Consider the following 12,492-nt stretch of genomic DNA (forward strand, 5'->3'; position numbering starts at 1 on the left):
AAGCCGATCAGCCGGAACGGCTTTCAATGCCTCGCGCAACGACTTGGTGATCTCGTCGGTGCTCGGCACCCGCGGCGAGTGGATGTCGTAGACACCCGGCCCGACGCTGTTGGAGAAGCCGATCGAGTTCAGGTCGTCGAGTACCTCCATATGCGAGCGGGCCGCCTCGATCGAGGTGACGTCGGCGTCCAGGTCGGCGATCGCACCGATCACCTCACCGAACTCCGAGTAGCACAGGTGCGTGTGGATCTGCGTCGAATCCGCCACACCCGCTGTCGCGAGCCGGAACGAGCCGACCGCCCAGTCGAGGTAGGCCGGCTTGTCAGAGTCGCGCAGCGGCAACAGCTCTCGCAGTGCGGGCTCGTCGACCTGGATCACCGCGATACCGGCCGACTGCAGGTCCACGGTTTCGTCGCGGATCGCCAGCGCCACCTGGTGGGCGGTGTCGGCCAGCGGCTGGTCGTCGCGAACGAACGACCACGCCAGGATCGTCACCGGACCGGTGAGCATTCCCTTGACCGGCTTGTCGGTCAGCGACTGCGCGTATTCGGCCCACTCCACCGTCATCGGGTGCTGGCGGGTCACGTCGCCGTAGAGAACCGGCGGGCGCACGCAGCGGCTGCCGTAGGACTGCACCCAGCCGTTCTTGCTGGCGAAGAAGCCGTCCAGTTGCTCAGCGAAATACTGCACCATGTCGTTTCGCTCCGGCTCGCCGTGCACCAGCACGTCCAGGCCCAGTTCCTCCTGCAGCTTGATCACGTCGGCGATCTCGGACTGCATCCGGCGGGTGTACTCCGCCTCGTCGATCTCACCAGCGACCAGCGCAGCGCGGGCCTTTCGAATCTCGACGGTCTGCGGGAACGAGCCGATGGTGGTCGTCGGCAGCGGGGGCAGGTGCAGGCGATCGTTCTGCGCTTTGCGACGTTCGGCGGCCGGACCGCGTTCCGTTCCACCGGATTTCGCGATCGACTCGAGGCGCTCACGCACCGTGCTGTTGTTCAGCCGCGGGTCCTTCTCACGCGACGCGACGGCCGCGTTGGATTGCGCGATCTCGTCGGCCACCGCGTCGCGGCCGTCCTTCAGCGCCTTCGCCAACGTGGCGACCTCATGCACCTTCTCGACGCCGAATGCCAGCCAGCTGCGCAGCGCGTCGTCCAGATCGGTCTCGGGCTCCAGCGAGTAGGGTACGTGCAGCGTCGAGCACGACGTAGAAACAGCCACCGCCGCAACGCTTCCAAGCAGGCTGGCCAGTTTGCAAAGTGCCGCCTCCAGGTCTGTGCGCCAGATGTTGCGTCCGTCAACGACTCCGGCCACCAGCGTCTTGCCGGCCAACTCGGGAACCGACGCCACGGCGGTGTCGGGGCCGTAGACGAAGTCGACACCGATCGCCTCGATGGGCGTGCGGGCCAGCGCGGCCAGGCCCTTGCCGGGGTCGCCGAAATAGGTGGCGACGTGGATCGCGGGCCGCTTGTCCAGCGCCCCCAGCGTGTTGTAGACCTTTTCGGCGAGGGCGGGGGCGTCGGCGGAGATGTCGGTCACCAGCACCGGCTCGTCGATCTGCACCCAGGCCACGCCCTTGTCGGCGAGCCGGCCCAGCAGGTCGGTGTAGAGCGGAACCAGCTCATCGAGGCGCTCGATGGGTGCGCCCGCGCCGTTGACCGCCTTGCTCAGCAGCAAGAAAGTGACCGGTCCGATGATCACCGGGCGGGCCGGAATGCCAAGAGCGCGAGCCTCGTTGAGCTCCGACAACACCTTCTCGGGGTGCAGCGAGAACTTCGTCTTCGGCCCGATCTCCGGGACGATGTAGTGGTAGTTGGTGTCAAACCACTTGGTCATTTCCAGCGGCGCGATGTCGCGGGTGCCGCGGGCCGCGGCGAAGTAGCGGTCGAGGTCGTCGGAGACGGCCTGCACGCGCTCTGGCAGCGCACCGAGCAGGACGGCGGTGTCGAGCATCTGGTCGTAGTAGGAGAACGTGTTCACCGGTACCGAGTCCAGGCCTGCGGCGGCCAGTTGAGACCAGGTGTCGTGGCGCAGGTTTGCGGCGACTTTCTCAAGTTCGGAGCGGCTGGTGCGGCCTGCCCAATAGCCTTCGGTAGCGCGCTTGAGTTCGCGTTTGGGGCCGATGCGCGGGGACCCGGTGACGGTGGCGGTAAAGGGTTTTGCGGTCACAATGGTTCGTGTCCTTCAATTGACGGGGTGGTCACCGCCAACGGACGTAAACCGATCCGGCGCAGCGCACACAGCCACTGCAACCATTACGGCCGGACGCCCATTCCTCGAGGCGGTGAGCCGCCAGGCGCGGCGCGCCCGACACAGCCGGCAGGTCTTCGGACTCACAGGCGTGCACCGGGTGGTGCTCCTACTGGCCGTCGCTTCCCGATCTTGCGATCAGTGCTTTTGACGGCGGTCGTTCCTGTATACCGCTGCGGGACAGTCCCGGACTCGCACCGGGTTCCCTCTTACGAAGCACATCTAACATGCTTCGCTCGGTGCCGACGTCGTCAGGTGTTGACGTAATCGGCAGACCAACTGCGTAGCGCAGGTTACCCGGTGGTCAGCGCCTCAGGTATGGGCAGGTCACCGTTGTTGAAGTCGATGGTCCGGCGGATTGTCGAATCGTCCTTCAATGCCGCGGCCACGACCAGTGCCACGTCCTCGCGGGAGACCTCAGCTTTTTCGGCGGCATCGATACCCACAGCGATCCGGCCGGTCGCCGGTTCCAGGGTGAGACGGCCCGGCCCCAGCACGGTCCAGTCCAGGTCGCTGGCGCGCAGGTGGGCGTCGGCCGCTGCTTTCGCCTCGGCATAGGGGTAGAAGGAGTTGTCCTCCGGCACACCGTGGTCAGGCCCGGCACCGAAGTACGACACCATGACGAAGCGTCGCAGGCCGGCCTGACCGGCGCCGTCGATCACCCTGATCGCGGCATCGCGGTCGACGGCGTAGGTGCGAGCCGGATCTCCGCCGCCAGCGCCGGCGGAGAACACCACCGCGTCGCGGCCGGCGAGCAGATCGGCGAGTGCGGCGGTGTCCAGGTTCTCGATGTCAGCGACGACGGGACGCGCACCCGTCGCGCTGACGTCGTCGGTGTGATCGGGGTTGCGGAAGACCGACGTCACCTCATCGCCACGGTCGATGAGGATGCGAGCCAGGTGCAAAGCGACCTTGCCGTGGCCGCCGACAATGACAATGCGCGACATGTCTTTCAAAGTAACCGCACCGACGCCACCGGCCGACTGAGCACCCCGGCGGCGACCCAACTAACGGGTTGGTCAACAATCGATTCAGAACCTCAAGGCAGAAGGAGATATGCAATGGCCGAAGCCGTCATCGTCGAGGCAGTTCGTTCACCGGTCGGCAAACGGAACGGCGGCTTGTCCGGCGTCCACGCCGCCGACCTGTCCGCGCAAGTGCTCAATGGTCTGGTCCAGAAGGCCGGCATCGATCCCGCGCTCGTCGACGACGTGATCTGGGGATGCGTCTCGCAGGCCGGCGAGCAGGCCATCGACATCGGCCGGACTGCGCTGCTGACAGCGGGCTGGCCGGAAACCGTACCCGGCGTCACCGTCGACCGGCAGTGCGGATCCAGCCAGCAGTCGATTCACTTCGCCGCCGCCGGCGTGGTCGCAGGACATTACGACGTCGTCGTGGCCGGCGGGGTGGAGTCGATGTCGCGGACGCCGATGGGTTCGACGTTGGCCAACGGCGGGCGGCCGTACTCCCAGGCGTTCCTGGACCGCTACCACGGCCAGATTCCCAACCAGGGCATCGGCGCGGAGATGATCGCCGAGCAATGGGGCTTCGATCGGACCGCGGTCGACGAGTACTCCCTGGCTTCGCACGAAAAGGCAGCGGCCGCACAGGATTCCGGTGCGTTCGACGACCAGATCGTAGGAATCAAGGACCAGGACGGTAACGCGGTGCTCAAGGATGAGGGCATCCGGCGCGGCACGCCGATCGAGAAGATGGCGCAGCTCAAGCCCGCGTTCAAAGAAGACGGCGTGATCCACGCCGGCAACTCCAGCCAGATCTCCGACGGATCAGCCGCGTTGCTGTTCATGACCGCCGAGAAGGCAAAGGAGTTGAAGCTCACCCCGATCGCCCGGGTGCACACCGCCACGCTGGCCGGCGCCGACCCGGTGATCATGCTGACCGCACCGATCCCGGCTACCCAGAAAGCGCTCAAGCGTTCCGGCCTGAAGCTGGAAGACATCGGAGTGTTCGAGGTCAACGAGGCTTTCGCGCCGGTGCCGCTGGCCTGGCTGAAGGACATCGGTGCCGACGAGAAGAAGCTCAACCCCAACGGCGGCGCGATCGCGCTCGGCCACCCCCTTGGCGGATCCGGTGCCCGGATCATGACCACGATGCTGTATCACATGCGGGACAAGGGAATTCGTTACGGTTTGCAGACCATGTGTGAGGGCGGCGGCCAGGCTAACGCCACCATCGTGGAACTGCTGTGACCGACGCCGCGGTACTCACCGAGCGCCGGGGTGATGTCCTCGTCATCACCATCAACCGGCCCGATGCGCGCAACTGCGTCAACGGCGCCGTCAGCATCGGCGTGGGTGACGCGCTCGAGCAGGCGCAGCACGATGCCGACGTGCGGGCGGTGGTGATCACCGGCGCCGGTGACAAATCCTTCTGTGCCGGAGCGGATCTCAAGGCGATCTCGCGCCGCGAGAATCTGTATCACCCCGACCACGGTGAGTGGGGCTTCGCCGGTTACGTCCACCACTTCATCGACAAGCCGACGATCGCCGCGGTCAATGGCACGGCGCTGGGTGGTGGTACCGAGCTGGCCCTGGCTAGTGACCTGGTGGTGGCCGAGGAACGCGCGCAGTTCGGTCTGCCGGAGGTCAAGGTGGGCCTGCTCGCCGGCGCGGGCGGCGTGTTCCGGATCGCGCAGCAACTGCCCCGCAAGGTCGGCATGGAGATGCTGCTCACCGGTGAGCCGATCAGCGCCGCCGAGGCCGCGAACTGGGGGCTGATCAACGAGGTTGTTCCGGACGGCACCGTCTTGGAAGCCGCACTGGCGCTGGCCAAGCGGATCACCGTCAACGCACCGCTGTCGGTGCAGGCCAGCAAGCGCATCGCCTGCGGCGCCGATGACGGCGTCATCCCGGACGAGGAGCCCGCCTGGGCGCGCACCGTCCGCGAGTTCGGCACGTTGCTGAGAACCGAGGATGCCAAGGAAGGCCCGCTGGCGTTCGCCGAGAAGCGTCCGCCGGTCTGGAAAGCTCGGTAATCAATCGTCGAGCGGCATCAGGTGGTCGACCGGACTGATGAGGCGGCCGTCGACGATCGGCACGCACTCGGTGGGCAGTTCGGCAGTCACTCCCACCCCCTCGCGACGCAGCTCGTCGAGAAATCGCGGTAGGGCGCTCATGGCCCCGGACGCCACGTCGTGGATCACCACCGCTGTGTGTTCTCGCGCCCGGACGTCGGTCAATGCGCGGGCGACCCAGCCGCCCGGATCCGCCCAATCGCGCGGCACGCTGTTCCATAACACGCAGGTGTGCTTCCCGCTGACCAGATAGTCGACCGCACTGCGGTTGAGGCACCTTCGGTCTAGCTGTCCCTCGGTGCCCCACGGGCGGAAGAGGAAGCTATCACCGGTGAACTCCCGTAAAACCTCGTGGGCCGTGGCGATTTCGGCGACACTCTGCTGCGAATCCAGCTCGCCCAGTGGTCGGCCGTGGGTCAGCGAGTGATTGCCCACCCGATGACCATCCCGAACCATTCGAGTGAGCAGCGCGCGCGCAGCCGCGTCGCCGTCTACGCGGTTGGCGACGACGAAAAAGATCGCCCGAAGCGATCTCTCCGCGAGCATGTCGAGAACCTGGTCGGTCACACCGGGCGTCGGGCCGTTGTCGAAAGTGAGTGTGACCCGTCTGCCTTGCGGCATAGCGTTGATTGACCTCTCCTACTCCACGCCGACGCGCTCGTCCCTCCCCTCAGGGGACGAGTGCGTCAGCTGGCAACGCTAGCTCTGAGTTGTCGCCATAACGGTGCTAACTGATCGATCAGTCAGCTACTCTAGCTCGGCCCACTGAAAACAACCAACGGAGACTCCGTCGACTACGCCCGAACCGAGTCCATCCGCTGCGACAAACGCCCGAATGCGTATTCTCGTGGCGGCTTTCGCGTGCTTCTGCGAGTTTGGGTACGAGAAATCCTCGATGAAGCGGATCGCGTTGCGCGCCGGCGTCTCGCAGCCGCTGCTTCACCACCACTTCGACACCAAAGAACGGTTGATTCAGTCGGCGATCGGCCAGATGGCCGCTGACATCTTCTCGACGGCCGCCGGCCTGTTACCGCAGCAAGGATCGGTCGTTGGACGGCTGGATGCCGCCAAAGAACTGCTGTATGCGCTCTTCGTCAACAATCTGCTCGCCGCGTCCTTCACGGTGGAATTCGCCGCGGCGGCAAACCACAATGAGTCCCTCAAACAAGCCTATTCGGACCACCAGAAAACCCAACGGCGGAATGTCGCGCGCTTCATCGAAGATCTAACTCCCGGGGCAGAGTCCGACTTATCTGTCGGGCTCATCGAGACGTTCCTTCTCGGGATGGCGATGCGCCGCCCCTTCAGCAACGATGAGGCCGCATTCCGGGCCGAGTTCGATGCCCACGCTCAACTGTTGATCGACCATCTCATCGCTCAAGGAACGGAGCGGTCAGCGCGATGACGACCGTCGAGCCGGAAGGCGCGCTCGCGTCCCCGGTCGAGGGGAGCATCGCGGGCAGCAAAGGCACGCCCCTTTTCCTGACCCGTTATGAGCATCCGAACGCCCAGTACACGCTGCTTCTGGTGCATGGCACCGCGGGCTACAGTGCGGCCTACCACGATTTCGCCGAGCAATTCCGGCGCCGTTTTCCAGCGACCGTCTGGACCTTCGACTTGACCGGCCACGGGCGCACCCCCGGCCCGCGGGGCGTCTTCACCTTTGACGACTTCCTCGAGGACGTTCAGGCGGTGTCCGACCACGCCGCCGAACGCACCGGCGTTCCCGTGGTGCTGCACGGGGCCAGTCAGGGCGGCGAAATTGCGTTCCACGCGCTCGCCAGGTGCCCGCAGGTGGCCGGAGCCGTGTGCATGAATATCTTGCTGAACGACGAGCTGCAGATGAACCGGGCGATTCGGTTGATGCGTTCACCGATGATGGATCGTCTGGCCCGGGGTCTTGGCGACCGGGTTCGGGTCCCGCTACGCCGCGTCATTGACTTCAAAGCTGCCTACCAGGAAGACCCAGGTTTGTTGCCGGAGAAGCTGATTGACCCGCTCAATGTCTGGTCCTACGGCTTCAAGAGCTACCACTCCGTCTTCAACTACAGGCCGCCTGAACCCGGTGCGGCCAATACCAAGCCCGTTCTGATCGCCTGCGGCGAGAACGACGAGGTCGTCGACCCCGGCCATGCTCGGGCCTGCTTCGAGCGCATCGGCGGGCCGAAAGACCTCTTCGTGATGCCCGGCGGTGGACACCAGCTGATGATCTTCGAGACCGACTTGTACAGCCGGGTTCTCGACTCATGGATCCGTGAGCGCGTCTTGGGTCGAGCGCGCTCGTGGACGGCGCCGCTCGACGTCGAAGAGCAGGCCTACTTCGACTTCCTCCACCGCGAGCGGCGCAGCGAGCTCAGCGGCGAGCCTGAGTACCGATACTCCTGGCTCGACAAGCTGCTCACCAGAATCCACAACGGCACGATTGAACGCGGTGTGCGCTACTTCGCCCAGGCGCAGGTCAGCCCGCACTGGCGGTTCACTGAAGAGCTCGTCAACAAAATCGACTATGTCGCTTGGCAATTCCTGCGTGACTACTTACCCCAGTCCGCAGCATCTGAGCCTTCGCGGATGGCGGTGGTCGGCTGCGGCAGTGGTACTGCGATCCGTGGTTTGCGTGAGGTGCAGCCCGAGTTTCGGGACTGGGAAATCGATGGCTTCGACGTCGACTACAAAGCCATTCGGGCCGCGAGGCGGTCTTTCGTCGACGTCGCAAGTGTTCAATTCCATGTTGGGGACATCCGCGATCGGAACACTCTGCCCAGCAACCAATTCGACGTGGTCTACATGCACGGAATACTCGACCACTGTGGCGAGCACCGCGCGGTCCTGGCGAATGTCTATCGCGCGCTGAAACCCGGCGGGCGGCTGTTTTATGTGGCTCCAGACCGGAACCTGTACACCTGGCTGTCCTTCGTCACGATCGGCCCGTTGTTTGTGTCCGGCCTGTACAAGTCGACTCACGACTTTCGCCGGTTCGTAAGACCCACCGAACTTTCCAGACTTCTCGAAGATCTCGGTTACCGGTCTTTGCGAAGGCATGGGGCGTCCCGGTCGCCGGCCATCGCCGGGCTTGAATACACGACCAAGCTGAACCCGGTTGCGGCGGGTCGCGCATTTCGCAAGCGCAGCCTTTCCGACTTCACGATCGTCCTGACGAAGGCGCCACGCTTGCTCGGTGGCGGATATATGGGCGAATACGTCGGGGCGGTGGAAAAACCCGTTGCGGAACAAGGCCAGTGGTGACAGTTTCACCGCGCGACGAACGACTTACCAGGCGAGCAGCACGAGTTCCGAGCAGAACCCCGGCCCCATGGCCATCATCAGCCCGAACGAACCCGATGGCGGTGGATCGGCCATGTTGGCGCGAAGTACATCCAGCACCGACACGGAAGAAAGATTTGCGTTGTCACGCAACGATTTTCGAGTGCGATCGAGGGCGTCGACCGGAAGGTCCAACGTGTGCTCGACGGCTTCGATCACCTTCGGTCCACCTGGATGGCAGATCCACGTCGAGATGTCCGCGGGAGTCAGGCCGTGGTCGGCGAGAAAGTCGCGGACATCCTCGCCCAAGTACTTCTCGGCGACGGTCGTGACCTCTGCCGACAACTTGATTTGGAACCCGTTGCTGCCGATATTCCAGCCCATCACATCTTCGGTGTCAGGGTAGAGCCGACTGCGGGTTGCCAGCACCCGCGGCCCGACGGGTGTCAGCGCCGATCCTTTCGCAACGACGGCGCCGGCGCCGTCGCCAAACAGGCTGGTCGCCACCAGATTGGCGATGGAGTAGTCGTCGCGCTGCAGCGTCAACGAACACAGTTCGACAGCGAGCAGTACCGCTACGTGATCGGGAAACGCCAGCAGGTAGTCATGCATGCGGGCCACCCCGGCGGCCCCGGCGACACAGCCGAGTCCGAACAGCGGCACCCGCTTGACGTCAGGTCGCAACCCGACACGAGTCGCCAGCCGGGCCTCCAAGGTCGGCACCGCCAACCCGGTGACCGTCGTCGAAAAAACGATGTCGATATCGGACGGCGTGACCTTTGCGGCGTCGAACGCCGAGAGCAGCGCGCGCTCCCCGAGTTCCAGCGCGGTCTCGACGAAGATCTCGTTCGCCTCGGTGAAGCCGCTCAGCTGGCCGTACTGCGACAACGGCAACGAGATGCGGCGGTTTTCCACTCCGGCACTGGCGCCGAACCGGTCGAAGTGCGGCCCGCCGAAGTTGGTCAGACCCGACAGCGCCTCCCGCTGGCCGACCCGGTGCGGCGGGAATTCGATCGCTACGGCAGCGACGGACGCGGATGATGTGGTGTTGGCGGTCCCCCCCTGTACGCCAGGCGTAACAGGGCCCATTTGTCATCGTATCCAAGTGATCAGAAGCGGCTGAGCCGCTTTGCTGGTGATCCAATTTCTGGAACCAACGTTACAGCACGTCGGATAACTGCAAACTTGTCGCAGCTGGCGACGGGGCGGCGGAAACGCCAGTGTCAGCGTGCCAGTATGTGCACAGCCTGCTCGAATACCTTTGGGAGCAGGGTGCATGCGGGCACGATCGCGCGTCGAGCCGTCTTCGGTACGGTGGTCAGCACCAGCCCGCGGGTGAGCAGTCGGTAGTCGCGGGTTATTCGATGCCAGGCCGATTCGTATGACGAGGGCATCTCGTCGGCAATAGCCGTCACCGCCGAGGCAGCCTGTTTGATGGCCAGGCTGACGCCCTCACCGGTGAGCGCGTCTTCGTAGCCGGCCGCGTCACCCACCAACAGCACCCGTCCCGCGACGCGGCGCGACACCACCTGCCGCATGGGTCCGCAGCCGCGAGCACGGCCCCGGTCGGCGTCTTGCAGATGGCGTGCCAACTCGGGGAACCAGGCAATGTCCGGGCGCTCTTGCGACAGGATCGCCACGCCGACAAGGTCGGGTTCGACGGGTGTCACGTACGCTTCGCCCCACCGTGACCAGTGCACTTCGACGAACTCCGACCACGCCGGCACTTGGTAGTGCCAGCGAACCCCGAACCGTCGTGGGCGTCCGGCCACCACGCTGATACCGACGGCGCGGCGGACCGTCGAATGCAGTCCGTCGGCGGCAATCAGCCATTTCGCGCGGATCCCTGCTGCCGTGACGCCGTGAGCGTCCTGGTCGACACTGGTGATGCGCGTCGAGATCCATTCGGTGTCTTGTTCTTTGGCGCGCGACGCCAGCGCGGCGTGCAAAGTGGTACGCCGCACGCCGCGTCCCGAGCGGCCGCGGAATGGCGCTTCGACTCGGCGTTCCTCATCGAGATAGGCGATACCCCGCAACGGCATCCCATAGGGGTCGACGCCCAGCGACACTAGTTCTGCCAAGCCGCCGGGCATCAGGCCCTCGCCGCATGCCTTGTCGATCGGATCGCTTCTCGGTTCCGCCACGATCACCGAAAGCCCTTGTTGGCGAGCGTTTATCGCCGACGCGAGACCGGCTGGGCCGCCGCCCACGATCAGCAGGTCGGCGTCATATGTCATCTGCGCCGCTCCTTCTCACCGATTTGTTCTGCGCCATCGCCGGCGCCTACTCGGTAGCCCAGTGCGGCGTTCTCGACCCTGATCCGTACCGTCAGCAGCAGTGCATTGGCCAGCGTGAAACCGATGGCTGTCAGCCACGCCGTGTGCACCAGAGGCAACGCCAGACCCTCGGCGACGACCGCCACATAGTTCGGGTGGTGCAGAAACCGGTACGGACCTCGTCGTACCAACGGCGCGTCCGGCACCACAATGACCAGGGTGTTCCAGCGTCGGCCCAGCGTTCCCACACACCACCAGCGCAGCACCTGGCTGGCTGCCACCACAGCGAGCATCGGCCAACCCAGCCAGCCGATAAAGGGCCGATGCAGGCCCCACACTTCGATGACGCAGCCCAGTAGCAGCGCGGTGTGAAGAGTGACCATCACCGGATAGTGCTCGTGACCAAATTCCTTGCCGCCTTGGCTGAAAGCCCATCGCGCGTTGCGTTTGGCGACAACGAGCTCTATCAGCCGTTCGATGCCGACGGCCAGGATCAGCAGGTAGTACATGCCTACCAGCTAAGCAGCACGAGTTCGGCGGAAAAGCCGGGGCCCATGGCGATCATCAGTCCCAGCGAGCCGGGCGGCGGCGGGTCGGTCATGGTGTCTTGAAGAATATCCAGCACCGAAACAGACGACAGATTCCCGTTGTTGCGCAGAGACTTTCGAGTGTTATCGAACGCATCTGTCGACACGTCGAGCACATTTTCGACTGCGTCGATTACCTTCGGGCCGGCGGCGTGTAGGACCCATCGTGAGATATCCGCTGTGGTCAACCCGTGGTCGGCGAGGAAGTTGCGGATGTCATCACCAAGGTATTTCTCTACGACCGTGGCAATTTCGACGGACAGGACGATCTGGAATCCCGCGGTGCCGATATTCCAGCCCAGTACGTCCTCGGTGTCCGGGTAGGTACGGCTGCGGGTCGCGACCAGTTTCGGTCCGATTGTCGGCCGGTCGGCTCCAGTCGCGATAACCGCGGCGGCGCCGTCACCGAACAGGCTGGACGCGACCAGATTTGCGATCGAATGGTCCTCGCGCTGAATGGTCAACGAACACAACTCGACCGCGAGCAGCGCAGCCACATGATTGGGGAAGGCCCGAAGGTAATCGTGTACGCGCGCCATGCCGGCGGCACCCGCGACACAACCCAGTCCGAACAGCGGCACCCGCTTGACGTCGGGTCGAAAACCCAGCCGGGTCGCTAGCCGCGCTTCCAGCGAGGGGACGGTGAGTCCAGTGACCGTGGTCGAGAACACGACGTCGACCTCGGACGGCTCGATTTCGGCTTGTGCGAATGCCGATTTCAATGCCCGCTCACCCAACTCGAGTGCGATGTCAAGGTAGGCGTCGTTGGCTTCGGTGAAGCCGCTGAGCTCTCGGTAACGCGACAGGGGCAGCGCAAGATGGCGTGTCTCAACCCCACTGGTGGCGGCGAATCGTCGAAACTCGGGACCGGCGAAATCGGCCAGGGCGCCAATCACTTCGTCTTGGCTGTGCCGGTGCGGCGGGAACTCGACGGCCACCGAGGCGACCGACGGTGTTCCCGTCGTGAGTTCGGACAGTTCGATGTCAGGTGTCACGGGACGCGCGCCCGGAATTATGTTGCCCACACTGAGAATACGAACTTCCTTCGCTGCCGGTTCAATGTGACTGCGCTCACTGGTAATTC

The 12,492-nt window shown here is 64.6% G+C and carries 11 protein-coding genes and 1 riboswitch; of the genes, 4 read left to right on the forward strand and 7 right to left on the reverse strand.

Going from position 1 to position 12,492, the window contains the following annotated elements:
- The coding region (metE, locus tag WAN02_RS00740; RefSeq protein WP_422261877.1) for a 5-methyltetrahydropteroyltriglutamate--homocysteine S-methyltransferase at nt 1-2,169 on the reverse strand (2,169 nt) is incomplete at its 3' end.
- A gap of 132 nt (nt 2,170-2,301) precedes the next feature.
- A riboswitch (cobalamin riboswitch) is annotated at nt 2,302-2,512 on the reverse strand.
- A 31-nt stretch (nt 2,513-2,543) separates the two neighbouring features.
- Nucleotides 2,544-3,197 carry an SDR family oxidoreductase gene (locus tag WAN02_RS00745; protein ID WP_422261879.1) on the reverse strand — a complete coding sequence of 218 codons (654 nt, stop codon included), beginning with the start codon at nt 3,195-3,197 and terminating at the stop codon, nt 2,544-2,546.
- Nucleotides 3,198-3,311: 114 nt separating this feature from the next.
- Here WAN02_RS00745 and WAN02_RS00750 point away from each other — a divergent pair, with 114 nt between their 5' ends.
- Complete coding sequence (locus WAN02_RS00750; RefSeq protein WP_422261881.1) at nt 3,312-4,460, forward strand: thiolase family protein; 1,149 nt, start codon at nt 3,312-3,314, stop codon at nt 4,458-4,460.
- A complete protein-coding gene (locus WAN02_RS00755) occupies nt 4,457-5,245 on the forward strand; it encodes an enoyl-CoA hydratase-related protein (protein WP_422261883.1) in 789 nt (262 codons plus the stop codon). The genes WAN02_RS00750 and WAN02_RS00755 overlap by 4 nt, the downstream gene beginning before the upstream one ends.
- Here the strand turns inward: WAN02_RS00755 and WAN02_RS00760 are convergent, their stop codons facing one another.
- The gene (locus tag WAN02_RS00760; RefSeq protein WP_422261885.1) at nt 5,246-5,905 is read right to left on the reverse strand and encodes a polysaccharide deacetylase family protein; all 660 of its coding nucleotides are present in this window, start codon (nt 5,903-5,905) and stop codon (nt 5,246-5,248) included.
- 214 nt (nt 5,906-6,119) lie between these two features.
- Between WAN02_RS00760 and WAN02_RS00765 the strand changes: the two genes are divergently transcribed.
- Together WAN02_RS00765 and WAN02_RS00770 are read left to right on the forward strand one after the other, a co-directional pair.
- On the forward strand, nt 6,120-6,689 hold the full coding sequence (locus WAN02_RS00765; RefSeq protein WP_422261887.1) for a TetR/AcrR family transcriptional regulator: 570 nt from the start codon (nt 6,120-6,122) through the stop codon (nt 6,687-6,689).
- Nucleotides 6,686-8,527: an alpha/beta fold hydrolase gene (locus WAN02_RS00770; protein WP_422261889.1), complete on the forward strand. Its 1,842-nt coding sequence runs from the start codon at nt 6,686-6,688 to the stop codon at nt 8,525-8,527. The genes WAN02_RS00765 and WAN02_RS00770 overlap by 4 nt, the downstream gene beginning before the upstream one ends.
- Nucleotides 8,528-8,551: 24 nt before the next feature.
- Here WAN02_RS00770 and WAN02_RS00775 read toward each other — a convergent pair whose 3' ends face one another.
- The 4 genes from WAN02_RS00775 to WAN02_RS00790 all read right to left on the reverse strand — a co-directional run bounded on the left by WAN02_RS00775 (nt 8,552) and on the right by WAN02_RS00790 (nt 12,385).
- On the reverse strand, nt 8,552-9,634 hold the full coding sequence (locus WAN02_RS00775) for a type III polyketide synthase (RefSeq protein ID WP_422261891.1): 1,083 nt from the start codon (nt 9,632-9,634) through the stop codon (nt 8,552-8,554).
- A gap of 134 nt (nt 9,635-9,768) precedes the next feature.
- A complete protein-coding gene (locus WAN02_RS00780) occupies nt 9,769-10,782 on the reverse strand; it encodes an NAD(P)/FAD-dependent oxidoreductase (protein WP_422261893.1) in 1,014 nt (337 codons plus the stop codon).
- Nucleotides 10,779-11,330: an isoprenylcysteine carboxyl methyltransferase family protein gene (locus tag WAN02_RS00785; protein WP_422261895.1), complete on the reverse strand. Its 552-nt coding sequence runs from the start codon at nt 11,328-11,330 to the stop codon at nt 10,779-10,781. Before WAN02_RS00785 ends, WAN02_RS00780 begins: the two co-directional genes overlap by 4 nt.
- 2 nt (nt 11,331-11,332) lie before the next feature.
- The gene (locus WAN02_RS00790; RefSeq protein WP_422261897.1) at nt 11,333-12,385 is read right to left on the reverse strand and encodes a type III polyketide synthase; all 1,053 of its coding nucleotides are present in this window, start codon (nt 12,383-12,385) and stop codon (nt 11,333-11,335) included.
- Nucleotides 12,386-12,492: the final 107 nt, after the last annotated feature.

This window comes from Mycobacterium sp. (genome assembly GCF_049281135.1).
In the GTDB taxonomy this organism is placed as follows: Bacteria; Actinomycetota; Actinomycetes; order Mycobacteriales; family Mycobacteriaceae; genus Mycobacterium.

Bases quoted from the DNA above. Each gene is read 5' to 3' on its own strand.
- WAN02_RS00760 (WP_422261885.1), bottom strand. From the start codon at position 5,905: ATGCCGCAAGGCAGACGGGTCACACTCACTTTCGACAACGGCCCGACG.
- WAN02_RS00780 (WP_422261893.1), bottom strand. From the start codon at position 10,782: ATGACATATGACGCCGACCTGCTGATCGTGGGCGGCGGCCCAGCCGGT.
- WAN02_RS00745 (WP_422261879.1), bottom strand. From the start codon at position 3,197: ATGTCGCGCATTGTCATTGTCGGCGGCCACGGCAAGGTCGCTTTGCAC.
- WAN02_RS00785 (WP_422261895.1), bottom strand. From the start codon at position 11,330: ATGTACTACCTGCTGATCCTGGCCGTCGGCATCGAACGGCTGATAGAG.
- WAN02_RS00770 (WP_422261889.1), top strand. From the start codon at position 6,686: ATGACGACCGTCGAGCCGGAAGGCGCGCTCGCGTCCCCGGTCGAGGGG.
- WAN02_RS00750 (WP_422261881.1), top strand. From the start codon at position 3,312: ATGGCCGAAGCCGTCATCGTCGAGGCAGTTCGTTCACCGGTCGGCAAA.
- WAN02_RS00765 (WP_422261887.1), top strand. From the start codon at position 6,120: ATGCGTATTCTCGTGGCGGCTTTCGCGTGCTTCTGCGAGTTTGGGTAC.
- WAN02_RS00775 (WP_422261891.1), bottom strand. From the start codon at position 9,634: ATGGGCCCTGTTACGCCTGGCGTACAGGGGGGGACCGCCAACACCACA.